This is a genomic window from Luteibacter sp. GL_149 (assembly GCF_057834065.1).
In genome coordinates this window covers 4,492,783-4,515,534 of sequence record NZ_CM174395.1, presented here as the reverse complement: position 1 = coordinate 4,515,534, position 22,752 = coordinate 4,492,783, and the positions used below count along the sequence as shown (strand labels likewise).

The window sequence follows — 22,752 nt, the reverse complement described above, 5'->3', positions numbered from 1 at the left end:
CTTCTTCTCTTTCATGGTTTTTGCAGGCTTCTTCTTGTCACTTTTCTTCGAATCCATACTCTTGCTCATGTCCATTCCTCAGTCACGGTTAAAGACTCTAGAGTCGCACTTTGGGCATCTCGCCCGCTAGAAGCAGCGTTTTCGCTTTCATGGAATCTTGCCAGTAGAAGGTTACGCCATCCAGTAAAGGAGTGTGGCGCTCGTCCGAATAGTTGGCGTCAACCTGAGCGGCACGCATCTGGGCGATGGCTTCTTTGGGTAGGAAGCGAACATTTGCAGCATGCCGGGCTGACGCTCCCATCGCAATATTTGCCGACGACGGAGATTCCGGGATTTGGATTTGCCTTCGGGGTTGGGACTGGTCTTGGCTTCATGCGGCAAGACCAGTCGAGAGCGATGTTCTTCGCGCCCGGGGGTGGACCTGTGCGTCATCACGCCGAAAGCAGCGGCGGCAGGATCACCTCGACCCGGTCGCGCTTGGCGACCAGGGTCCAGATCTACTCGGCGATATCGTCGGGGCGATCACCGGAAACTTCGGGTAGATCGCCGCGCCATTGGCGGGCCCACGCCACTCATTCCGGGTATCGGAACCACTGCCGTGAGCTCGTGGAGTTGGGATTCAACTACTCCGTCGCCCTATCGCCAGGCAAACGCTGGATGCCAGTAACGGCAACGGTTCCTTCTTCATCCCGAAGCGCCCGCTCCAGCAAGGCCACGACCCGTTCGCCCTGGTCGGTAAAGATCAGTTCCATCGCCGTCCGGCTATCGAGCGTTTCGATGTGTGCGTGAAACAGCCAGTCCCAGATCGCCTGGCGATCCGGTTCCAGGCGTTCGGCCAGGGTAACGATGCGACGGACGATTCCCTGGCCCATAGCTTAGAAAATGTAACTTAGCGCGACAAAATAGCTGACGGTATGGTCGGCATCGACCATCGGACTGTCTTTGACCGCGGTTGGCAGACGGGTGTAGCGAAGACCGGCCGTGGTCAGCCACGAATGCGACAGCTTGTAGATGGCGGCCATGCCCAGATAAGGCGACGAGCCGCCGCCGGCATGGTAGGCGGGAAGTCCGCTACGCAATGCCTCGCTGGTACCGATGCCATAGTAGTAATCGTTCAGTGCGCCGTTGCTGTAAGTCACGCCGCCGGTCGGCACCAGGGTCAGGTTGCCCCGGATGATCGGGTAGCTGTAATTCAGATCGAAGGCGCTACCGCCACCGTGGCCGGTGAACTCTTTCTGTGCGCTGGCCTGTACCGCGCCCCAAACCGCTTGATGCCGCCATGCCACGCCGACCATGCCGGAGATGTCGCGGTCGGAAAGCTGGCGCAGATGCGGATCGCTGGTATCGCCATGACGAAAGCGATTCCCCAGCGGCGAAGCCGTGATGGAGAACTCGTCCGAGACCGTCTTGAACAAGCGGTACCCGAAGAGCGCTCCGTGCGCGTAGAACGACTTGCCATCGTAGTTGACCATCGGCAGCGGCCAGGCTTTGTTGTCGTAGCTGCGATAAGGGCTGGGGCTCCAGACGGCGCCAAGACCCAGGGTCCAGGTGGGGCTTTGCTGAGGCGCGGACTGGGCCAGTGCGGAGCTACAGAAAGCGGTACAGGCCAAAGCAGCCGACAGGCTGGTAAGACGTAACGATGCAATCGACATGGGCGGACAAAGACCAGGGAATCCAGACAGCCACGGATCATGGGCACCCTACATTGCCTCAACATTGCGCCGATACGGTGGAGGTGAATGCTAAAGTCGCCCGGCACGCAGCCATGCGTGAGGCAAGGAGATACCAACCATGCGAATCCTGCTGGTTGAAGACGAACCGGAAATGGCCCAGGCACTACGCACGGCATTGCAGCGTCACGGCATCCTGGCGGACATTGCGCCAAACCTGATGCAGGCTGGCGAGGCGTTGCGCCAGAACGTACATGACCTGCTTTTGTTGGATCGTCAGCTACCCGACGGCGATGGCGCTACCCTGATCCGGATCGCGCGGAAATGTCGAGCCGATCTGCCGGTCATCATGCTGACGGCGCGAGGATCATTGGCCGACCGTATCGACGGTCTCGACCTTGGCGCGGACGATTATCTGGTCAAGCCATTTGCCGTCGAAGAGCTGCTGGCGCGCATTCGCGCCGTATCGCGGCGTCCGTCGCAACTGGCGCTACCCACGGCAAAGGTGGGCAATCTGAGTTTCGATTTTTCCGCGCACGAAGCCTTCGTCGGAGCAATGTCGCTGCAGCTTCCACGACGGCAATTGCTGGTGCTTGAAGCTTTATTCCTGCGACATGGGCGTACGGTTCGCCGCGAAGTCCTGCAGGAGTCGGTCTACGACTTCAACGACGATATTCAGTCCAACGCATTGGACGCCCATGTGTCGAAGCTTCGACGTGCGTTGAGCGAGGCGGGAGCGCGCGCGGACATTCACGTGATTCGAGGCATTGGCTATCTGCTCAAGGAGCGAACCAATGAAGGTGAGGAATAAATCGCTCACGTTGCAGCTGGCATGGCGGTTGATCGGTTTGCAAGCCGCGGTCATTCTTGGACTGATCATTGCGTGGACGTACATGATATACGTCGGAAACTTGTCGTATATCGACGAAAACGTTCCCCGTATGATGGTGAACAACTTGCGTATGGACGACACCGGCAAGCTGGCGTTTCGATACGATGCCAAACTGCAGTCGCTTCTTCAAACCTCACCCGGCTTGTGGTTCGCCATTGAGGACGAAAAAGGCCATCGCATGGTCCATGGCGAGGTGCCCGAGGCCTATCGTTCGCTGGCGGATTCGCTAACTCAATTGCAGAGCGGAGAAGTTCACGCCAGCGGTCCGCCTTATGCGCTTGCCATGCGCATCTATACAGACGACACGCCGATGGGGCGCATTTATGTCATCTGTGGCGGGGTGCCCACGGCGAATGTGGGCATCATATTCGCCCTGATCCTGGCCTACTTCGGCTGGCGCATAACACTGCCGCTGGCGTTGCTGACGCTGATTGTGGTGCCGTGGTTGGTCCGTCGTGCCATGCGCGGTGTAGCCAAGGTGGCTGAGCAGGCCCAGGCGATCGACATCGACGAACGGGGTGCGCGTCTTGCCGATCACACCGTGCCTCGCGAGTTGCAACCGCTGGTGCAAGCGTTCAACGCCGCACTCGAGCGCCTCAACGAAGGCTATAACACCCGCGATCGTTTTCTGGCTGGCGCCGCCCACGAGCTGCGCGCGCCCATTGCGATTATCGAGGCGCGGATCGAAACACTTGAGGCTGGCGCCATGCGCAATCGTCTCCTCACGGACGTCGCGCGTTTGTCCAATCTGGCCGAGCAGCTCCTTGATCTACAGCGCCTGGGTAAACATGAGGGCAAGTTCGAGCCGTTCGACCTGGTGTCATTAGCGAGTGAAGTCGCGGCGGACGTCGCTCCCCTGGCGATAGGTGCCGGCTACGAGCTGGCGCTGGATGCGCCCGAGACGCCGGTCATGGTGATGGGAGACCCGCTGTCGCTTGCGCGCGTGTTGACCAATCTGATCCAGAACGCGATTGCGCACGGCGGCGGTCGCGGCCTGATCACCGTCGATGTTCGCCCGGACGGCTCGTTCGGCGTCAGCGACCAGGGGTCGGGCATTCCCGCGGACGAGCGGCAGCGTATCTTCGAGCCGTTCTATCGTTTGCGTCCAAGCAGCACAGGCGCGGGGCTGGGGCTGCATCTGGTGCAGGAGATCGTCGCTTTGCATGGCGGCCGGATCGACATCGTCGAGGCGGATGGCGGTGGCGCGTGGTTTCGTGTGCGGCTTCAGGCCATCGTCGCGGGCGCTGCCGTTAGCGACGTTAGCGGGGCGGTTGGCGTTCGAATATAGAAAGGACAAAAAGATTGGACGGAACACAAAGGGGTGAGTTTGTCACAAGTGATAAATCATGCTCCTTTTGTTCTGCTCGAAATTCTTTTGAGAGCTTTACTACTCCATGAAGAAACATTCGGTCCTCGCACTGCCGATGCGATGAAAGAGCTGGCAGCTGAGACCGCTTGCGACCCCGTCCCGGAGCCTGAGCATACTCGTCGGGGCGTTCATCCCAATGCAAACGGACCAGACGGGGTAGCGGTGCGCACGGCGAAGGGATGAACACCGCCACATCCAACTAGCGACCCGACGCAACTTCCGTGCCCGCGATGGTCTTCTGCACCTTGCCATCCTTATCGAGGAAATTGATGACAGCCGTACCATCGGCTGGCACTTTCATCTGGATGCGTTCCTTTCCGGCACCGTCCATCATGGACAACGTGGCCGTTCCATCATCGTCGCGTCCCACCCATATGCGCTGCTTGTTGTGCTCGTTTTCCTTGCTATCCGTGATCGATAGGCCTGCATAGTGATTGTCCTTGTCATCGACGCCGATGAGCTGGACCACTTGGTTTGCATTGTATCGATCGAACGACAAGGCGCCGCCCGCATCCACGATTTCTCCCTTGGCGTTGCGCTTGCCGCCGAAGATGAGGCCGCCGTTCTCGGAGCCCTCGTCGTTGTAGAAGATCATGCCCGCCTGGGGACGATCAACCTTCGGCTGTTCCTTTCCCTTGACAATCACACCCGGCATCTTTGCCCCGTTCGTGACGATCATTCGCAGGGTGCCGTCCGCCTCGCGAACGTTGATGCGTTGTACGTTGATCTCGTCGAACGAGGTGATAGGATTCTTTGCGAAGCCGGAAAGCATCGTGACCGCGAACACTGCGGTTAGAAGGCCAGAATAGACTACAAGAAAACGGTTGCCGGACATGGGGCTCCCCCTCGGTTAGTCGAATCTCGGCAGGCTAGCTAGCGTAGGTGACAGTTGTCCACCATGCCTCTTGGCAGGGTGGTTGTTCTCCTGCCTGTCCAGCCGTGGTTACCCGATACAAAGCGCCGTGTCAGATCATGTGATGAACACTGACACCCTTGCGATCGAATGAAGGTAGGCATGGCTGCGACGGCTTAAGCAAAGCTTTGTCTAACCTCTCCAGGGACTCTCCGGACAAGTTATCGGCTCTGTGTTCAAATAGCCGTCTGAACGAGATGGATGATGGCATGAATCAGATGAGCTTCTCCGATGCCGAATATGCTTGATTCCGGATTTAACTACCTCGGGTCTTTTTCCCCAGCTGCTTCCAGCCGATTGCGAGCGATAGCCTCTTTGTTGTTCGACGCCCACAAGTGAAGTGGCACAAGCGCGCCACGCAATGTCTGGCCAAGCACGGTCAGCTCATAGTCCACACGTGGTGGTACTGAGGGGAACAGGGTGCGCGTAACGATGCCATCCGTCTCCAGTCGCTTCAGAGTCAGCGTAAGCATGCGTTGCGAGATACCGCTGACGCGCCGCTGGACCTCGTTGTAGCGGAGCGACCCCTTGGACAGTGCTCCAACAACCATGATGGTCCATTTGTCTCCGACGCTGGCCAGCACATCGGCAAGACCCTTGCAGTCGGTCGCAGACAAGGAGCCGTCGGGAACAAAAGTGTTCGCTTCGCTCGGAAAAGTGCCTTCTTGTGCCACGTTATCGTCCTTCCCATACTGGCGTTACGAACAAATTGTTCGCGTACTTTAGTCCAGGTAAGCGGACGCCACAATTGAGGAAAGAACGTGATGACGAAGCTTCTGCTTGTTGAGGCCAGCCCCCGAGGAGAGCATTCGATCTCCCGAAATCTTGCGAAAACATTTGTGGAGCGATGGAAGGCCGCGCACCCGGGCGATGAAGTCATTGAGCGCGATCTCGCAAGGATGGATCTGCCCTACGTGAATCTGCCCTGGCTGGCAGCCAGCCTTACGCCCGCGGAGAAGCACACCCCCGAGATGAAGGATGTCCTTCGGCTATCCAACGAGCTTGTCGCCGAGCTTCTGGCCGCGGACCACATAGCCATCAGCACCCCGGTTTATAACTACAACATCCCCGCAAACCTCAAGTCCTACGTGGACCACTTGGTACGCAAAGGCCTGACCCTTGGCATGACGGGCGAGGGCCTGGTCCATGGAAAAAAGTGCACGATCCTGATGGCTTCGGGCGGTGTTTATACAGAGGGCTCGCCGATCCGGGATCGGGACGTCGCAACGATGTATCTTCGCCTGATCCTCAAGGTCATCGGCATCGAGGATGTGACGTTCGTTTCCGCAGGCGGTAGCAAGGTTGTCGACCTTGGGGAAAGATCGCGGGCGGACTTCCTCCAGACGTTTGACGCGGCGGTGACGTCCGCAGCGCATGCGTGATCCAGTTAAGGGATCGGCATGATTTATCGACAAGTGATCAATCATGCCGACCCCTTTGTTGTTGAGTGATCGTTTCCGACCCGCAGCGGCCGCTCGCGTATGTCTGCTTGTGGTGACGGGGAGCGGCGTACTAGCATCGTCCGAAGTCAGTGACTGGGGTCATCGAATGAAGACATGCGTCCTGCGGCGCGTCATCCTGGTGGCAACGATCAGCTTCGTTGCACAGGGTGTGGCCGTCGCACAGTCTCTTAATGCCCCGTTGCTCGATCGCCTGATCGGAACGTGGGTGCTGCGCGGAGATATCGCCGGTAAGTCGGTAACCCACGACATAGTGGCCCAATGGGTGCTGGCCCATCAGTACGTCCAGATTCACGAAATATCGCGATCAAGAACGGCGGCTGGGGCACCGGAATACGATGCCATTGTCTACATCGGCTGGAATCCGGAGTTAAAACAATACTCATGCCTGTGGCTAGATTCGACGGGTGGCAACGGACTGGTAGGGACAGCGTTCGGTCATGCCGAATCGAATCCTGCCGAGCTTGCATTTATATGGTCTGGCAAGAACGGCGATCCGTCCCTCTCCAACACCTTCGCATACGACCGTGCAACGGATTCCTGGCGTTGGGCGATCGACAATATCGATAAGGGACGGCACCGCCCATTTGCGAACGTGAAACTTACCCGGCAGTAGCCAAAGGGGCTGAAAGGGGGGCGTATATCAGGTAGTCAGGCGATAGGGGAAGTACATCGTGACTCAGACGGTCATACCGCAGCTTCGGATCACCCGTGCAGTTGATAGCTTGCCATTCTATGTACAAGGGCTTGGTTTCACTGTCGATTGGCAGCATCAGTTCGAGCCGGGTTTTCCGCTCTTTCTACAGCTGACGCGGCAAGGTCAGACCATCTTCCTGACCGAGCACGCGGGAGACTGTGAAGTAGGCGGTGCTGTCTATTTCGTTGTACCCGACGTTGATGAATGCTTCCATTTTTTCAGCGCTGGCGGCATCGGGCCCACTGAAGATCCACAAGACACGCCGTGGGGTTCCAGGGAAATGGTTGTCACAGATCCGGACGGCAATCGTTTGCGCTTTGCCACTCGCGTCGCCATTTAACTCAAGCGTTAGACCGCATCTGGAGAACCTATGCAGCAGGTGATGGACCACGGACTAAGAATAACGTGGCTAATTCTTGGCCTGTATTGGTTATGGAGCTCAAGGCGCATCAAAGCCACGAGCCATATGGAGTCATTTCCCAAGCGATTTCTCGCCTATTACTTTCCTTTGCTTGCGGCAGGTGCGCTTTTAGGTCCTGGAGAGTGGTACGGGGACTTTTGGCTTCATCATCGGTTCTTGCCAGACCTTGAGTGGTTTCGGCCTGTTGGCTTGACCCTTGTTGTAGCCGGCGCTTTTTTTGCGTGTTGGGCACGCTACACGCTTGGTCGCAACTGGAGTGTCGCGGCTCAACTCAAGCAGGAACATGAGTTGATTCAATCGGGCCCGTATCGCTTTGTACGCCACCCCATCTACTCCGGGCTATTGCTCGCCTTCCTGGGAACAACGGTGATGATTGGCGAGTGGCGCGCATTGCTTGCGTTCCTGATCGTGCTTATCTCCTTCTTGTACAAATTCCGGGTAGAGGAACGCCTGTTAAAGAAGCACTTTGGCGATAGCTATCTTCAGTATTCGGCGCGTACCAGAGCGTTGGTTCCGACTATTTACTGAAATGCGGTCGAGTAGTTCATTGAGTGAAAGAGTCCAGCTCGCTATCAGCGCTTCGCATCCTTCGAGGGGTCCTTGACGGCCGCCGAGCAAATCCATCCGCCGGAATGTCCGATGGAGAAATCCAGGTTCCCGTCGTAAAACCTGCCCTCCTTCTGCGCCTTATCTATCAGCGCAGAGGCCTTGTCGCGCGTCACGCCCAGGGCCGCGACCAGAAGCTCCGTACAAGTGGCCGGTCCAAACTGATCGGGCGCTACGAGTGTCCAGCGACTGTCCCGAAGGACTTGGTTAATCAAAAGAAGGTGGGGAGAGACGAGAACGGCGTCGCCGTTGCCTTGCTGCTGGGTCAGCTTTAGCTCCGGATCCGCCATGTCGCGGTTCCAGACGGTCATGAAGGCCGCTGGGTTCATCTCGATGCGGTACTGCGTGCCGCAAGCGGCCAGGGAGGCTATGCAGATCGCCGATACAAGAAGTCGTTTCATTTTGGTTCCGCAGCCGAGGCTACGGAGCCCCCAGCGATAGTCGCTGCAAGATTGAAGACAGTGGTGATTGCTGCTTTCAATACGGTGGCCTCAGAGAGATGGGATGCAACGAAAGGGGACCGTACGATTTATCGGCAAGTGATAAATCATACTGCCTCCTTTGCTGTTTGCTATAGACCCCTTTGCTGTCATTTGGCCGCGTGTCCGGGGCGCCATGTGGCAAACTGGCTCACCAGTTCGGCAACCGGTCCATTAGTTTGTGATCAAAGACACCAGCGCCATGGATGAGGAAAGGTCGGATTCCAGCCGGGTGGCCGTGGTCTTCATTGCTTTGATCTCCCTGCTCACCGTGGCAGCCCTTTTTACGCCGCGCTTCCGGCAGCCCACGGCAGGGGCCAAAGTCGTCCCTTCGCCACCGCCGGTCATGCCAGCCGTCGAGCTTTGGCTGAGTACGGCGGATCGCCGGCTGATGCTGGCGCAGCAAGCCGACATCGAGATGAGCGCACGAGATTCGTCGCCCACCGATATCGTCATCGACGTCAATGCCAGGTATCAGACCGTGACCGGTTTTGGAGCGGCGATGACGGACTCTTCGGCGTGGCTTCTCCAGAACAAATTGGATGTACCAGGACGCAGTGCGTTGCTGCACGAACTGTATGGAGCGCCGCCCAATCTCAACTTAAACATGATGCGGCTGACCATCGGCGCCTCCGATTTCTCGCTGAATTTTTACACCCTGGACGATATTCCCTTCGGCCAGGCCGACCCCTCATTGCAGCATTTCAATGTCGCGGCCAATTTGCAGGACGTGATACCGACGGTGCGCGAGATCCTTTCCATCGACCCCGGGTTGCTCATCGTAGCGTCGCCATGGAGCGCGCCGGCATGGATGAAAACCAACGAGAATCTTATTGGCGGGGAATTGCTGGAGCAGTACGAAAGCACGTACGCGGACTATCTCGTCAGGTATCTCGACGCTTACCGCCGTTATGGCATCCCCATCTTCGCATTGACCTTGCAGAACGAGCCAAGATTTACGCCCATCAGCTACCCGAGCATGGCAATGAGTGCACAGACGCGGGCGCGTATCGTCGCGAGGTACCTCGGACCAAAGTTGGCAGGCCGCAAACCGAGGACGCGCATTCTGGACTGGGACCACAACTGGAGCCATCCCGAGGAGCCATTGAGTGTGCTGGCCGATCCCGATGCTTCGCGCTACATCGATGGCGTTGCGTGGCATTGCTACGAAGGCAGCCAACACGAGCAGGGTCGCGTGCATCGCGCGTATCCCCAAAAGGATGCTTACATCACCGAGTGTTCCGGGGGAGACTGGCCGTTAAGCATGAACGGCGAGCTGCTCTGGTTTACGCGGAACTTGCTGGTCACGGGGATCAGGCAGTGGGCACGTGGTGCGATCTACTGGAACCTTGCTCTCGACGAGAATCACGGTCCGCATTTCGGCGGGTGCGTGGCCTGCAAAGGTGTGATCACGATCGATTCGCAGACGGGGGCCGTGAGTCGCAATGACGAGTACTACGCGTTGGCGCACTTCAGTCGATTCGTGCTTCCAGGCGCTGTCCGGGTGAACTCCACCGACACCGATGCCGACAAGGGCATCGCGAATGTGGCATTCCAGAATGCTTTCGACGGATCGATCGTTCTGGTAATGGTGAACATCAATGCGGTTGCCCGCCGCGTTTCGGTGGCGGAGGGACGGACCCGCTTCGAATACACGATGCCGCCGGAAAGCGTGGCGACCTTTGTATGGAATCCGGATCTGGCGGGTACATGGATGCGGCGTGTCCTCGGATGGCTGAGAGGGGGCCGGGCTCCGGCGATCACCGAATGAGCAAGCCGGGGCCTGTCGAGGTCTGAAGCTGGAATTTGAGTTTGCAATGGTGTTCTATGCGGACAAACCGGACACGGAAAGGGATCGTCTTCCATCCCGGTGAGATTGCCTTTTTTCGCCAGGAGGAGCCTCACGATGACCATCGTCATTACCGCATTTGAACGATCGCCCGATGGCGGCAAGGGACTGGCGCGCGATACGCGCGTTCGTTGGGCGCTTGAAGAAGCAGGCCAACCCTACGAAGTTCGCCTTGTTTCGTTCCGTGCGATGAAGGAGCCCGCGCATCTGGGCATTCATCCTTTCGGCCAGATTCCAACCTATGAGGAAGGCGATCTCGCCCTGTTCGAGACAGGCGCGATCGTCTTCCATATCGCCGAGCGCCATACGAGCCTGTTGCCGGACGGTGGCAATGCCCGGGCGCGGGCGATAACCTGGATGTTTGCCGCGCTCAGCACCGTGGAGCCGCCGATCCTTGAACTCGTAACCGTCAGGTTTGTGGAAGGCGATAAGCCCTGGAGCAAGGAGCGCCTGCCTCTGGTAGTGGATCGCATCTGCGATCGGCTGGGTCAGCTTTCCGCTCGCCTGGGCGATGCCGAGTGGCTTGATGGTGCGTTCAGTGCGGGCGACCTGATGATGGTGTCGGTGCTGCTCAGGCTGAAACCATCGGGCATTCTGGACGAATTTCCGAGCCTGGCTGCCTATGTCGCCCGCGGAGAAGCGAGATCCGCATACAAGCGGGCTTTCGCCGCCCAATTGGCGATAAACGCCGGCAAGCCACCAGCCGGCTGATCGGGAGCGAAAGGGGATGTATCGTCGAATCCGGGGGAGCCGTCTGATTGGCGGTTAGATGCATATGACTGATGAGTTCATTGAGCCAACACCTCAGGGCCGACGCAATCTGGTCGCGCTCCTGGCGATAGGTGTCGTCATCGCTGTCTCGTGCCGGCTTTGGTTACAACCAGCGTTCCTTGGTTATATCCATTCGCTTCCCCTTTGCGATCAGCTTCCCTGGTGGCGCGGTCTGTTGATCAGCGTATGGGCGTCGCTTCTTGTCGTCGCGCTTCTTTCCACATGGAACGCCCTCAAGCTTCTGCGGCACGGCCAATGGCCTCTGCCCGGTACGTGGGTGTTTCAACGCACTAAGATCCGGCGCGGTGTTGCAGTGCGCCGGAGGGCTTACTTTCTTCTGACCATTTCCGTGCTTGCTGTTCCCATTGCCTGGTACTGCTGGCAGAGCCTTTCCAGCACGGCCATATTCCATCCGATCGGCAAGTGTGCGTTCGATCGCGCATTTTCATCGTCTGAAACCTCAGCCGTACGCAATAGCTGATAGAGCCTTTCATCCGTCCGATCGGAGATGGAACACCTATGCGTTCAAAAACATCGCGCCCGACCGAATTCAGTACGCGTGCGACATTGTGGATCGGTTGCACTCTCGCCCTGCTATGCGCGGCGATAGGTTCGTCGACACTCGCCGCCGATACCACGATACCTAGCGACAATGCTCATCGTTCGGTACTGGATGTCGCCGTTGACAAGGCTGCCGACGATTTCTTTCGCAATCGCTGTCACGTGGGGTTTTCCATGGTGGTCATGGACAACGGCCGGTCATATTTTTACGACTACGGCTCGACTTCTCGCGCCAAAGCCGTGCTGGCGACGCCGCAGAGTGTTTATGAACTGGCCTCCGTCACTAAAACCTTTACGGCCATGTTGGCGGCGCAAGCGGTGCTCGATGGCCGCATGAGTGTGGACGGCGATTTTCGCCACTCGCTACCGAGTAGCTATAGCAATCTTGCTTTGAACGGAAAGGCCATCACCTTACGAACGCTGCTCACCCACTATTCGGGCATGCCACGCGACATCCCGGACACAGATATTATTTTTGCGGAAAAGAACTACGCGACGCTACCTTCTCGCTTGATCGCGCTAAACCAAGGTTTCGGGCGAGATCAGTTTTTGGCCGCGCTGCACACCGTCACGCTACGCAGCGAGCCAGGGCTAAACCAGGCTTACTCGAACGCAGGGTTCCAGGTTGTCGGCATGGGGCTTGAAAACGTTTATGGAAAATCTTTCGACGCGTTACTCCGGCAGCGCATTACCCAACCTCTACGCATGACGTCGACCGGACTTGCGTTAGATCGCAGTGAATCGGCACGCCTCGTCGTCGGCTACGACCGCGACGGCCGCATCGCGCCTTACCACGTGCAGAACGCCGGTGCCGCGTGGGGTTTGTATTCCTCCACCGCGGACATGGCGAAGTATCTGCGTTGGCAACTCGACACCCGCGACCCCGTGATTCGTCTTTCTCATCAACGCCTGGTCGGTACCGCCGATGACGGCGAGGGAATGGCCTGGAACCTGGAAACGGATCAAGGGCAGCCCCTCGTCTCGCACGGCGGCGGAAGCTTTGGCACATCGAGCCAGATGGTGCTTTACCCGAAGCAGCACGAGGGATTTGTATTGTTGGCCAACGACACCTGTCAGGGCACGGAGGGTGCGTTAAAAACGATGGCAAAGTCGATTCATGCCGCCAGCGAAAGGGGCCAGCTCAGTCCGTCCCCTTCCTCCTAAGGGCGTTCAATCCAGCGGCCTCACCCAGATATTGCGAAAACTGATGGGCTGCGAAGGATCGCCGTGCGCCTGGAGCTTGATCGCCGCTTCGGCGTAGGGCGCGTATTTTGGCTTGCCGATGTAGACGGTCTCGCCGGCAAGCTGAGTGTGGTTCTGCACCAGCACGCCGTTGTGGAATAGCGTCACGTATGCCGGCGACTTCAGCGTGCCGTCGGCGGCAAACACCGGCGCTGTCCAGATGACGTCATAGGTTTGCCATTCTCCCGGGGGGCGCATGGCATTGACCAGGGGAGGTGTCTGTTTATAGACGCTGGCCGCCTGTCCGTTGACATAGGTTTTGTTCTTCCACGAATCCAGTATCTGGATTTCGTAGCCCTCGTCGGCCGGCCCGGTCGAGGCGAGGAACACACCGCTGTTGCCGCGTGCCTGGCCTTCGCCAGCGATGTCCTTGGGTACTTGCCACTCCAGATGCAGCTGGTAGTTTTTGAACCGCTGTCTGGTCTGGATGTTGCCCGCGGCCTTGTCGACCGTCAGCACGCCGTCGTGCACTTTCCAGCGCGCCGGAGCATGGTCCTTGGACGATTCCCATTGAGCGAGATCGCGGCCATCGAACAGCACGACGGCGTCGGATGGCGGTGTACTTTCCCGACTGCCCGACGCTACGATTTTGGGCACCGGCTCCCACCGCTCGGTTGCCTTGGGATCGGTCTGTGCCCATGCGGACGATTGGCCGGCGGCTGCGAGAACGAAAAGGGCAAGGACAATCGCGCTTCGCCTCTTCAAAGGCATCCCTCGATGAAAGTTCATACCGTGCATATCCTGAGTGCCTCGGCAAACGAGTCGAATGGATCGGATCGCGACGGCATGAATTCGTGCGCGATGAAACCCTGGAAATTCAGATCCGCGATCGCCTTCGCGATCGCGTGATAATTGAGCTCCTGGGTGCCGTCGATGTCATGGCGGCCCGGTACGCCACCGGTGTGGAAATGCCCGATCCACTGGATGTTGTCGCGGATGGTGCGGATCACGTCGCCTTCCATGATCTGCATGTGATAGATGTCGTAGAGCAGCTTGACGTTGGGCGAGTCGATGCCCTTCATCACCGCGACGCCGAACGCCGTGCTGTCGCCCTGATAACCGTGATGGTCGATCTTGCTGTTCAGGAGTTCCACGCACAGGGTGATGCCGTTCTCGGCCGCGTAAGGTGCGATTTTTGAAAGGCCGGCGACGCAGTTATCGATGGCCTGGCGCTCGTCTATGCCCGCCTTGCGGTTGCCGAACATGGTGATCACATTGGTCACACCGGCGCGCTTGGCGAGTGGGATCGTCGCTTCCAGTTCTTTCAGCAGAGTGGCGTGATTGGCCGGGTCATTGAAGCCCATCGCGATGAAGTTATCCCGCCGGGAGGGATACCCCATCGATACGGCCAGGCCACTGTCGGTCACCACCGCCCATTCGTCCGCATACAGCAGATCGACGCCGGCGAAGCCGATGGTCTTAAGACGCTTGCACAGTTCGGGGAGCGGCGCCTTGGAGGTCCAGCGGCTCAGCGACTGCTTGAGGCGCCCGGATGTCGCCTTCTCGGGAGCGGTCTTGCCGGGGGCCGTCCCGGCGGAGGCAAGCAACGGCATGGCGCCGAAAGCCGCCGCAGCCGCGGCGAGGCGACCGAGTGCGGTACGGCGGCTGATGTCGGGAGACGTGGCGGTCATGGTTATTCGAGCCCCAGGATGTCGCGATTGAACGCGCGGTCGCTCACCGTCGCGGCGAAATCGTCGAATGCGCGCTCGGTGACCTTGATGATGTGGTCGCGAATAAAGACCGCGCCTTCCTTCGCGCCTTGCTGGGCATCCTTGATGCAGCACTCCCATTCGAGTACGGCCCAGCCCGGATAGTCGTACTGCGCGAGCTTGCTGAAGATCGCGCCGAAATCGATCTGCCCGTCGCCCAGCGAGCGGAAGCGTCCGGGGCGGTCGATCCAGTTCTGGTAGCCGCCGTAGACACCCGCGCGCCCATTGGGACGGAACTCGGCATCCTTCACATGGAACGCACGGATCCGCTCGTGATAGATGTCGATGAACTGCAGATAGTCCATCTGCTGCAGGATCATGTGGCTGGGGTCGTAGAGGATGTTCGCGCGCGGGTGGTGTCCTACCGCCTCGAGAAAACGCTCGAAGGTAGCGCCGTCGTGCAGATCCTCGCCGGGGTGAAGTTCATAACAGACATCGACGCCGGCGTCGTCGAAAGCATCGAGGATGGGCCGCCAACGTTTCCCGAGTTCCGCGAAGGCTTCCTCGATCAGCCCGGCGGGACGTTGCGGCCACGGGTAGAACAGATGCCATGCCAGTGCGCCGGAGAACGTTGCGTGTGCGGTCAGGCCGAAATGCTTGCTCGCTGTCGCCGCAAGCTTGAGTTGTTGCACCGCCCAGGCTTGGCGTTGCTGCGTGTTGTCGCGCTGTGCGGCGGGCGCGAAACCATCGAACAAGCGGTCGTAGGCGGGGTGCGAGGCCACCAGTTGTCCTTGCAGATGCGTCGACAGCTCGGTGACCGCCAGCCCGTGTTCGGCCAGCATGCCTGCGATGTCGTCGCAATAAGCCTTGCTTGTCGCCGCCAGTTCCAGATCGAACAAGCGACGATCGTTGGTGGGAATCTGCACGCCGACAAAGCCGAGCGATGCCGCCCACCGGGCGATATCGGGAAGCGTGTTGAATGGCGCCACATCTCCCGCGTACTGGGCAAGAAAGATGCCTGGCCCCTTGAGGGTTTTCATGCGTATTTTCTCGGCATTCGGTTCATGGGTCAGATCTTCAATTCCGTTTCCACAGCCCAGGCCTTGCCATTGCCCGCCTGAGACAGCGGTATATCGGCCTTGAAGCCACCTGGAATGGCGACGTACTGGAGCACTTCCGTGCAGCCGGGCTGGGACATGAAGAAGCCAAGCATGGTCAATTTCTTGGTCATCAGCACGAAGTCGGCCGCGGGTGGCATCGCGGCATGTCGCGATGTGGCTATCGCCTCGCTGTGTAGTTTCGTCACCAGCTTCTTGCGTTGGGCCTCGTCGAGCTGGAGAAAGGGTTTGCCACCGGCCTGGTCGAACGCGGCCAGCGCGGTGAGGTATCGCTGTTGATCGGCCTTGGCATAGACGTCCTTGAACATCTGGTCGATAAAGACCGGCACGCCCGCGTCGAGCGCTCCCGGGGTATCGGTACGCGGGATCACGATGTCGATCACCGCGGCGATCAGGCTGCTTTGCGCCGGAGTGAAGAATCGGGGCGCCGCACCCGGTTTTTGCGAAGCGGCATGAGCCTCGAAGACGGCCAGCAGCGACGGCGCGGCGACCGCGCCGACGGCAATCGCGGACATGCATTTCAACCATTCACGACGGTTCATGGCGATATCCTCAGATGTTGCCGCGCTTGAGTTCGTCCACGGCATGACTGGCCGCGCGTGCGGTCAGCGCCATGTAAGTCAGGGACGGGTTCTGGCAGGCGGACGACGCCATGGCCGAGCCGTCGGTAATGAAGACGTTCTTGCATGCATGCATCTGGTTCCACTCGTTGAGTACCGACGTCTTCGGGTCGCGGCCCATGCGTGCGGTACCCATTTCATGGATGCCGGCGCCGACGTTGGCCTGCATCGTGAAGGAGCTCACGTTGCGATAGCCGGCGGCGGTCATCATTTCCATTGCGTCGTCGACGATCTCCTTGGTCATCAGGATCTCGTTCTCCCGGTGCGCGGCATCGAAGTTGAGCACGGGCAAGCCGTACTTGTCCTTATGGTTGCGGTCGAGGGTTACCATGTTCTGGTGATTGGGCAACATTTCGCCGAAGCCCATCATCGACACCCACCAGGGGCCGGGTTTCTCCGCGGCATGCTTGAGCTCGTCGCCCAGCACCGGCTCGTTGACAAGTCGCGTCCAGTCGCTGCGGCTCGCGCCGCCCTGGTAGCCGAAGCCGCGCAGATAGTTGCGTTTGTCCGTGCCGATATTGCGGTAGCGCGGAATGTAGAAGCCGTTGGGCCGGCGCCCGGAGTAGTAGCGGTCTTCATGGCCGTCGACAAGCGCTCGCGCGCCGTTGCCGAAAATATGGTCCATGATGTTGTGGCCCACTTCGCCGCTGTCGTTGCCAAAGCCGTTGGGGAAGCGGCTGGAGACGGAATTGAGCAGGATGTGCGTGGTGCCGAAGGTGGATGCATTGAGGAAGATCACGCGCGCGAAGTACTCCGTCTGATGGCCGGTCTCCGCATCCAGTACGCGCACACCGGTCGCCTTGCCCTTGGCGTCGTCATAGATCACCTCGTAGACGATGGCGTTGGTGACCATGGTCATATTGCCGGTCTTCTCGGCGGCGGGAAGGGTCGATGAGTTACTACTGAAGTAGGCGCCGAAAGGGCAGCCACGCATACACAGGTTGCGATACTGGCACTGCGAACGCTGCGGACTCTTGTCGTGCTTGAGCGGCTCGGAGAGGTTGGCGGTGCGGCCGATGATGAGCTTGCGGTTGAACTTGTCATCCAACTTGCCCTGGAAATCCTTTTCGACGCAATTGAGCTCCATCGGTTTCAGGAACTGGCTATCCGGCAATTGCGCCAGATGTTCGGTCGACCCGCTGACGCCGATGAAATGCTCGACGTAGTCGTACCAGGGAGCGATGTCGTTATAGCGGATGGGCCAATCCACACCCACGCCTTCCTTGCCGTTCGCCTCGAAGTCCATGGGACTGAAGCGATAGCTTTGCCGACCCCACATCAGCGAGCGTCCGCCGACGTGGTAACCGCGGAACCAGTCGAATGGCTTGGTTTCTTCATAGGGGTTGTCGATGTCGTCGACGAACCAGTGCTTGGTGGACTGCGTGATGCCATAGAACGACGGACGCGTGTGTTTCGGATGACGTGCGATGTCTTCCTGCGTCGGTTCGTCGGCGTACGGCAGCTCCCACGGTGCCTTCATGGCGGTCGGGTAATCGCCATGCTTGACCATGGGGCCACGGTCGAGCACCAGAGTCTTGAGGCCCTTCTCAGTCAGTTCTTTGGCGGCCCAGCCGCCGCTGACACCGGTGCCGACGACGATGGCGTCGAACGTGTTCTTTTCCATGCGTTTTGCCTTCAGACAGAGTTTCGATCAATGGGGAGAGGCGCGGTTCAGCGCAGTGGGCGAAGGTAGCCGTAGTCGACGCGCGCGGCGTCGAGCTGGCTCATGCGGTCGAAGGGGCCTTCTTGCTCGACGAAACAATGCTTCAGTCCGGAGGCGTCCGCCGCCGCCATGATCGGCTTGTAGTCGAGTGTGCCGCGGCCGAGTTCCGCGCCCGGGTAGTTCTTGCCACCGGCGCCGGGCAGGAAATCCTTGGCATGCATCAGCGGGATGCGGCCGGGGTTGGCCTTGAAGTAATCCGCGGGGTTCTTGCCGCCCGCGTGGACCCAGCCGCAGTCGAGCTCGAACTGGACGAGCTTGCGATCGGTTTCCTTGAGCAGCACGTCGTAGAACGTCTGCCCACCACCCACGTCGGTAAATTCGAGATGGTGGTTGTGATAGGCGTACTGCAACCCCGCTTGCCTGGCCTTTTCACCGAGGCGGTTGGCGTACTCCGCGGTGCGCTTGGCGTCGTCGAGCGAGTACGCCGGTTCCGGTGCGCTCTTTCCCTTCGCGGCCTGTTCCTTCTGCATGATGGACGGCAGCATGCTGCTGACGATGTATTGCGCGCCAAGCGTGTGTGCGGCTTCGATACCGGGCTCGAAACCCAGGCTGTCGAAGTGCATGCTGGGAGAACGCAAGCCTGCTTCGTTCAACTGATCGCGCAGGGTCTTGGCCGTGCTGGTGACGATGGCTTCGATTTCTGTGTAGCCGATCGTCTTGAGCGTTTTGAGTGTGCCGACGGGATCGTCCTGGTAAGCCTTCAGTACCATGTAGAGCTGGATACCGAGCGCCTTGCCCTGCGCGGTGGCGGCAAGGATTTTTCCGGGTACGCCAAGGGTGAGCCACGCCGCTGTGCCACAAAGCGCGGAACGAGACAGGAACTGCCTGCGAGTCATCATGAACGGTTCTTCCTGGGGGCCAGGTGGAATGATGGGATTCGAATCAGGTGGCGTTGGCGACAGGGTTGTCCGCCGTCGCCTTGCGATCCTTGAACAACAGCACGAACAAGACGAGCACGACGGCAGCGCAGCCACCGGCAATCATCCAGATCGCGTACCAGTCGTGCGTCGCGACGCCCTGGGCATTGGTTCTCACATAGGTGTCGACCGCCACCCCGGACAGCCAGGAGCCGACGAACATGCCCAGGCCGTAGGTCAGGAAGGTGATCAACCCCTGCGTTGCCGCGCGCAGAGCGGACGGTGCCTCGCGATCGATATATATCTGGCCGACGACGAAGAAGAAGTCGAAGCAGATGCCGTGCAGGATGATGCCGAGCCAGAGCATCCACATCAGTTCGCCGGTGCCGCCGAAGGCAAACATGCCATAGCGCACCACCCAGGCCAGCATGCCGACGGCGAGCATGTACTTCACGCCCAGGCGCCGGAAGAACCACGGGATCAGCAACATGCAGAGGATTTCCGACATCTGCCCGCCGGTCATCTTGCCGGCGGCGTTGACCACGCCGATCTCGTTGAGGAACAGGTTGGTGAACGCGTAATAGAACTGCAGCGGAATGCAGATCAGGAACGAGGCCAGCGCGAACACCGCCATCGAGCGGTTGCGCAGCAGGTGCAGGGACTCAAGCGGAAGCACCGAACGCATCTTGAAGCGCTGGTCGCGAGCGAGCGGCGGCGTCGGGGGCAGGGTGAAGCAATAGCCTGCCATCGCAAGCGAAAGTCCAGCGGCCAGGTGCAAGGGCGACGCGGTAGCCTCCACGCCCCAGGCGCCGACGATCAGACCCACGACGATCCAGCCGATGGTGCCGAACACGCGGATCGCACCGAACTCCTCCTGCGGATCGTCGATATGCCGCATTGCAAGCGAGGTGGTCAGCGCCAGCGTCGGCATGTAGCAGAGGCTATAGGCCAACAGGGCGGCGTATATCCCCCCGAACGAACTTTGTTGCGCGGCGAGCACCAGGAGGACGGCGCCGATGACGTGCAATATGGCGAGCACACGGCGCGTATCGAACAGGCGGTCGGCAAGTAGTCCGACGAACAGCGGCGAGATCATCGCACCGATGGCCGTGGTGCCCGCGATGGCGCCGATTTCCTTGCCACTGAAATGCAACGTCTGACCAAGCCAGGTGCCGACCGTGACGTACCACGCGCCCCAGATCGCGAACTCGAACAGCATCATCAACCTAAGGCGCCATTTCATTCCCGTTTCCCCTTTGTGCGTTGTGGTCCGAGAGGGTCTTCGACGTGCTGCCATACGCCGCCCGCGGCATGGCTCTTGAGCATCGCGTCGACCAGCAGGCTGTTGCGATAGCCGTCGGCGAAAGTGGGTAGCGCGGCAGGCTTCGTTTCGGGTGTGCCGCCACGTCGAATCCACGCATAGGCGTCGGCCATCAGGTTGCCGAAGGCGTCCGACCAGGCTTCCGGGTGGCCCGCGGGCAGATGCGCATAGCCGCGCGCGGCGGGATCGAGCAGCGCGGGGTCTCGCGTCAGCAGCGTGTTTGCCTGCGCGTGGTGGCCGATCCAGAGTTCGTTGGGCTGCTCCTGCCGCCACGCCAGCGAGGCCAGGCGCCCGCTTACCTCCAGGCGCAGGTCGTTCTTGTGACCGGGAAGCACCTGACCGACGGTGACGCAGCCGCGCGCACCGTTGTCAAAACGCAGCAGCACGCTGGCGAGGTCTTCGCTGGTGATCTTGATCTTGCGCCGCGATGTCGACTTGGCCGCGCCGGCGAAAGCCTTCGGCGAAGCCGCTGGCGCCTCGCGGACCGGCACGGCCGTGTGCAGATCGGCCAGCACGGCGGTAATGCGCGCGCCGGTGACGTGTTCGGCCAGGTCGCACCAGTGCGAGCCGATGTCGCCGAGCGCGGAACTGGCGCCGCCCCGCTTGGGATCGAGACGCCACGAATACGCGCGCTCGTCGGTCAGCCAATCCTGCAAATAGCAGCCATGTACGAACACCGCCGGGCCGACCTTGCCCTTGGCGATCATCGCGCGCGCCTGCTGGACGAGCGGGTAGCCGCGATAGTTGAAGGTGACGACGTGCGCAACATCGGCTTCGCGCGCGGCTTCGTACAGTTCACGCGCTTCCTGCGTATTGCTGGCAAGCGGCTTGTCGGAGATCACATGCTTGCCGGCACGCAGCGCCGCCAATGAGACCTCTCTGTGCAAGTGGTTGGGTGTGGTGTTGTGAACCACCTGCACGGCGGGGTCGGCCAGCAGTTCCCGGTAACTTGCGTAGGCTCGCCCGGCGTTCAGTTCGCGTGCCCGTTTTTTTGCGGATTCGAGGCTGGAGCCAGCAATGCCGACGATCTCGACGTTGCCCAGACGACGCACGGCATCGAGGTGATGCGCGGCGATGAAGCCGGGGCCGACGAGCCCCATGCCGAGCTTCTTCATCGGGTTACCGCCCTGGCGCTGGTCGATATGGACTGGCCTGCCATTTCCTCTCCGATGTTCCCCTGCCACGAAAATGTATTCGATTACATCAGCATAAATACTGGTGTTGAACGTCTCACTTGCGTGGAATTTTGTTCGATGCGCTGAGCGGCTTGTCGTAGACCGCTTTAAATGTGGCAATGTATGTAACAGATGTGCAAATGCCTATGCAACGATTTCATGTAATCCATTACATTGCATTGCACAAATCTCGGTCGGAACGACCACTTCGGACATTTCGTTCTCGGGCGCTGCCAACTGGTATCGTCCACGGCACAGCGACGATAAAGGGACTAAAACGCGTGAGTGGGGATGGATCCAAGCGTAAGCGGCAGGGCGCCAAGGGCGAGCGTACGAATGCTGCGCCGCAGCCTGCGCGTGTCCGGACAGTCAAGGAAATTGCCGCCATCGCCAAGGTTTCGGTGGCAACTGTGTCGCGCGCCTTGCAGCGGCCCGAGCTCGTCAGCGAGGCGACACGCCAGCGCATCCATGAGGTGGTCAAGCGTCTGGGCTATACGCCCAACGCACTCGCGCGCAATCTGCGCACGGCGCGTACGCGACTGATCGTCGCCTTGCTCCCCGACATCACCAATCCGTTTTTCTCGGAGGTGATCCGCGGCATCGAGCAGGTCGCCCACGAGAATGGCTATTCGGTGCTGCTGGGCGAGACCCAAAGCAGCCTGGTACGTGAGCAGGCTTATGCCGACATGGTCGCGGCGCGCCAGGCCGACGGCATCATCACCATGTCCCATCGTGTACCGGCGATTCCTATCGATGGCCGTCTGCCCGTGGTCAATGCTTGCGAGTACGTCAAGGACAGCAACATTTCCAGTGTCTATATCGACAACGTCGCCGCCGCGGGCTTCGCGGTCGACTATCTCGTTACGCTGGGACACCGCGATATCGCCTTCATCGCCGGCCCATCGTCGAGCCCGATATGCGTGGACCGCGAACAGGGCTACCGTCTCGCAATGCAACGGGCGAAGATTTCCACCAACCCCACGCTGACCACCGTCGGTGACTTCTCGATCGAAGCGGGCGAACGCGCCATCGAGCTGTTTCTGGCGCAGGGGCAATCGTTCAGCGCGGTGTTCTGTTCCAACGACGAAATGGCGATCGGCGCGATGCGCGCATTGATCTCGCACGGCCTGCGCGTGCCGGAGGATGTCTCCGTGGTCGGCTTCGACGACATCCGCTTCGCACGCTACACCTCGCCACCGTTGACCACCATCGCCCAGCCAAAGAATGCACTGGGGCGGGAAGCGATGACCATGATGATCGAACTGCTCAACGATCCGGCGGTGCCCCCGCGAAAGCGTGTGCTTTCGGCTGACCTGGTGGTGCGAGGATCCACTGCGCCACGTGCGGCCGGGCGTTGAT

Annotated in this window: 24 protein-coding genes; 11 read left to right on the top strand and 13 right to left on the bottom strand. The window is 59.8% G+C overall.

Annotated features, from left to right (window positions below):
• Window positions 1–623 precede the first annotated feature (623 nt).
• Both AC3IR3_RS19885 and AC3IR3_RS19880 read right to left on the bottom strand, forming a co-directional pair.
• The gene (locus tag AC3IR3_RS19885) at window positions 624–872 is read right to left on the bottom strand and encodes a hypothetical protein (RefSeq protein WP_489194714.1); all 249 of its coding nucleotides are present in this window, start codon (window positions 870–872) and stop codon (window positions 624–626) included.
• Window positions 873–875: 3 nt separating this feature from the next.
• Complete coding sequence (locus tag AC3IR3_RS19880) at window positions 876–1,652, bottom strand: MipA/OmpV family protein (protein WP_489194712.1); 777 nt, start codon at window positions 1,650–1,652, stop codon at window positions 876–878.
• A gap of 139 nt (window positions 1,653–1,791) precedes the next feature.
• Here AC3IR3_RS19880 and AC3IR3_RS19875 point away from each other — a divergent pair, with 139 nt between their 5' ends.
• Both AC3IR3_RS19875 and AC3IR3_RS19870 read left to right on the top strand, forming a co-directional pair.
• Window positions 1,792–2,481, top strand: a complete 690-nt coding sequence (locus AC3IR3_RS19875; RefSeq protein ID WP_489194711.1) for a response regulator — start codon at window positions 1,792–1,794, stop codon at window positions 2,479–2,481.
• Window positions 2,482–2,632: 151 nt separating this feature from the next.
• Window positions 2,633–3,850 (top strand): sensor histidine kinase, encoded by a 1,218-nt coding sequence (locus AC3IR3_RS19870; protein WP_489194710.1) that lies wholly within the window; start codon window positions 2,633–2,635, stop codon window positions 3,848–3,850.
• A gap of 280 nt (window positions 3,851–4,130) precedes the next feature.
• On the opposite strand, the gene AC3IR3_RS19865 is transcribed toward AC3IR3_RS19870, so the two are convergent.
• Together AC3IR3_RS19865 and AC3IR3_RS19860 are read right to left on the bottom strand one after the other, a co-directional pair.
• Entirely contained in the window at window positions 4,131–4,766 is a 636-nt protein-coding gene (locus AC3IR3_RS19865) for a hypothetical protein (protein ID WP_489194709.1), read from the bottom strand.
• Between the two features lie 338 nt (window positions 4,767–5,104).
• Window positions 5,105–5,518 carry a winged helix-turn-helix transcriptional regulator gene (locus AC3IR3_RS19860; protein WP_489194708.1) on the bottom strand — a complete coding sequence of 138 codons (414 nt, stop codon included), beginning with the start codon at window positions 5,516–5,518 and terminating at the stop codon, window positions 5,105–5,107.
• Window positions 5,519–5,608: 90 nt separating this feature from the next.
• On the opposite strand from AC3IR3_RS19860, the gene AC3IR3_RS19855 reads away from it, so the two are divergent.
• The 4 genes from AC3IR3_RS19855 to AC3IR3_RS19840 all read left to right on the top strand — a co-directional run bounded on the left by AC3IR3_RS19855 (window position 5,609) and on the right by AC3IR3_RS19840 (window position 7,950).
• Window positions 5,609–6,226: an FMN-dependent NADH-azoreductase gene (locus AC3IR3_RS19855; protein ID WP_489194706.1), complete on the top strand. Its 618-nt coding sequence runs from the start codon at window positions 5,609–5,611 to the stop codon at window positions 6,224–6,226.
• A 166-nt stretch (window positions 6,227–6,392) separates the two neighbouring features.
• Entirely contained in the window at window positions 6,393–6,920 is a 528-nt protein-coding gene (locus tag AC3IR3_RS19850; protein ID WP_489194704.1) for a hypothetical protein, read from the top strand.
• Window positions 6,921–6,978: 58 nt separating this feature from the next.
• Window positions 6,979–7,341: a bleomycin resistance protein gene (locus AC3IR3_RS19845; RefSeq protein ID WP_489194702.1), complete on the top strand. Its 363-nt coding sequence runs from the start codon at window positions 6,979–6,981 to the stop codon at window positions 7,339–7,341.
• A gap of 30 nt (window positions 7,342–7,371) precedes the next feature.
• Complete coding sequence (locus AC3IR3_RS19840) at window positions 7,372–7,950, top strand: methyltransferase family protein (protein WP_489194700.1); 579 nt, start codon at window positions 7,372–7,374, stop codon at window positions 7,948–7,950.
• 44 nt (window positions 7,951–7,994) lie between these two features.
• On the opposite strand, the gene AC3IR3_RS19835 is transcribed toward AC3IR3_RS19840, so the two are convergent.
• On the bottom strand, window positions 7,995–8,429 hold the full coding sequence (locus AC3IR3_RS19835; protein ID WP_489194699.1) for a hypothetical protein: 435 nt from the start codon (window positions 8,427–8,429) through the stop codon (window positions 7,995–7,997).
• 280 nt (window positions 8,430–8,709) lie between these two features.
• Between AC3IR3_RS19835 and AC3IR3_RS19830 the strand changes: the two genes are divergently transcribed.
• The 4 genes from AC3IR3_RS19830 to AC3IR3_RS19815 all read left to right on the top strand — a co-directional run bounded on the left by AC3IR3_RS19830 (window position 8,710) and on the right by AC3IR3_RS19815 (window position 12,852).
• The gene (locus AC3IR3_RS19830) at window positions 8,710–10,278 is read left to right on the top strand and encodes a glycoside hydrolase family 30 protein (protein ID WP_489194697.1); all 1,569 of its coding nucleotides are present in this window, start codon (window positions 8,710–8,712) and stop codon (window positions 10,276–10,278) included.
• A gap of 135 nt (window positions 10,279–10,413) precedes the next feature.
• Window positions 10,414–11,067, top strand: coding sequence for a glutathione S-transferase family protein (locus tag AC3IR3_RS19825; protein ID WP_489194695.1), 654 nt, complete (start codon window positions 10,414–10,416; stop codon window positions 11,065–11,067).
• Window positions 11,068–11,131: 64 nt separating this feature from the next.
• A complete protein-coding gene (locus AC3IR3_RS19820; protein ID WP_489194694.1) occupies window positions 11,132–11,608 on the top strand; it encodes a hypothetical protein in 477 nt (158 codons plus the stop codon).
• 38 nt (window positions 11,609–11,646) lie between these two features.
• Window positions 11,647–12,852 carry a serine hydrolase domain-containing protein gene (locus AC3IR3_RS19815; protein ID WP_489194692.1) on the top strand — a complete coding sequence of 402 codons (1,206 nt, stop codon included), beginning with the start codon at window positions 11,647–11,649 and terminating at the stop codon, window positions 12,850–12,852.
• Window positions 12,853–12,858: 6 nt separating this feature from the next.
• Here the strand turns inward: AC3IR3_RS19815 and AC3IR3_RS19810 are convergent, their stop codons facing one another.
• From AC3IR3_RS19810 to AC3IR3_RS19775, 8 genes are read right to left on the bottom strand one after another with little or no spacing between them, the layout of a single operon-like run.
• Window positions 12,859–13,641 (bottom strand): 3-keto-disaccharide hydrolase, encoded by a 783-nt coding sequence (locus AC3IR3_RS19810; RefSeq protein ID WP_489196977.1) that lies wholly within the window; start codon window positions 13,639–13,641, stop codon window positions 12,859–12,861.
• Between the two features lie 14 nt (window positions 13,642–13,655).
• Window positions 13,656–14,561 carry a hydroxypyruvate isomerase family protein gene (locus AC3IR3_RS19805; RefSeq protein WP_489194690.1) on the bottom strand — a complete coding sequence of 302 codons (906 nt, stop codon included), beginning with the start codon at window positions 14,559–14,561 and terminating at the stop codon, window positions 13,656–13,658.
• A 2-nt stretch (window positions 14,562–14,563) separates the two neighbouring features.
• Window positions 14,564–15,619 (bottom strand): sugar phosphate isomerase/epimerase family protein, encoded by a 1,056-nt coding sequence (locus tag AC3IR3_RS19800; RefSeq protein ID WP_489194688.1) that lies wholly within the window; start codon window positions 15,617–15,619, stop codon window positions 14,564–14,566.
• Window positions 15,620–15,648: 29 nt separating this feature from the next.
• Complete coding sequence (locus AC3IR3_RS19795; protein ID WP_489194686.1) at window positions 15,649–16,239, bottom strand: gluconate 2-dehydrogenase subunit 3 family protein; 591 nt, start codon at window positions 16,237–16,239, stop codon at window positions 15,649–15,651.
• Window positions 16,240–16,249: 10 nt separating this feature from the next.
• Window positions 16,250–17,941, bottom strand: coding sequence for a GMC oxidoreductase (locus tag AC3IR3_RS19790; RefSeq protein WP_489194684.1), 1,692 nt, complete (start codon window positions 17,939–17,941; stop codon window positions 16,250–16,252).
• A 47-nt stretch (window positions 17,942–17,988) separates the two neighbouring features.
• Window positions 17,989–18,879 (bottom strand): sugar phosphate isomerase/epimerase family protein, encoded by an 891-nt coding sequence (locus AC3IR3_RS19785; RefSeq protein WP_489194682.1) that lies wholly within the window; start codon window positions 18,877–18,879, stop codon window positions 17,989–17,991.
• A 43-nt stretch (window positions 18,880–18,922) separates the two neighbouring features.
• A complete protein-coding gene (locus tag AC3IR3_RS19780) occupies window positions 18,923–20,140 on the bottom strand; it encodes a nucleoside permease (RefSeq protein WP_489194681.1) in 1,218 nt (405 codons plus the stop codon).
• Window positions 20,137–21,333: a Gfo/Idh/MocA family protein gene (locus AC3IR3_RS19775; RefSeq protein ID WP_489194679.1), complete on the bottom strand. Its 1,197-nt coding sequence runs from the start codon at window positions 21,331–21,333 to the stop codon at window positions 20,137–20,139. The genes AC3IR3_RS19780 and AC3IR3_RS19775 overlap by 4 nt, the downstream gene beginning before the upstream one ends.
• Window positions 21,334–21,674: 341 nt before the next feature.
• Here AC3IR3_RS19775 and AC3IR3_RS19770 point away from each other — a divergent pair, with 341 nt between their 5' ends.
• Window positions 21,675–22,751 (top strand): LacI family DNA-binding transcriptional regulator, encoded by a 1,077-nt coding sequence (locus AC3IR3_RS19770; RefSeq protein ID WP_489194677.1) that lies wholly within the window; start codon window positions 21,675–21,677, stop codon window positions 22,749–22,751.
• Window position 22,752: the final 1 nt, after the last annotated feature.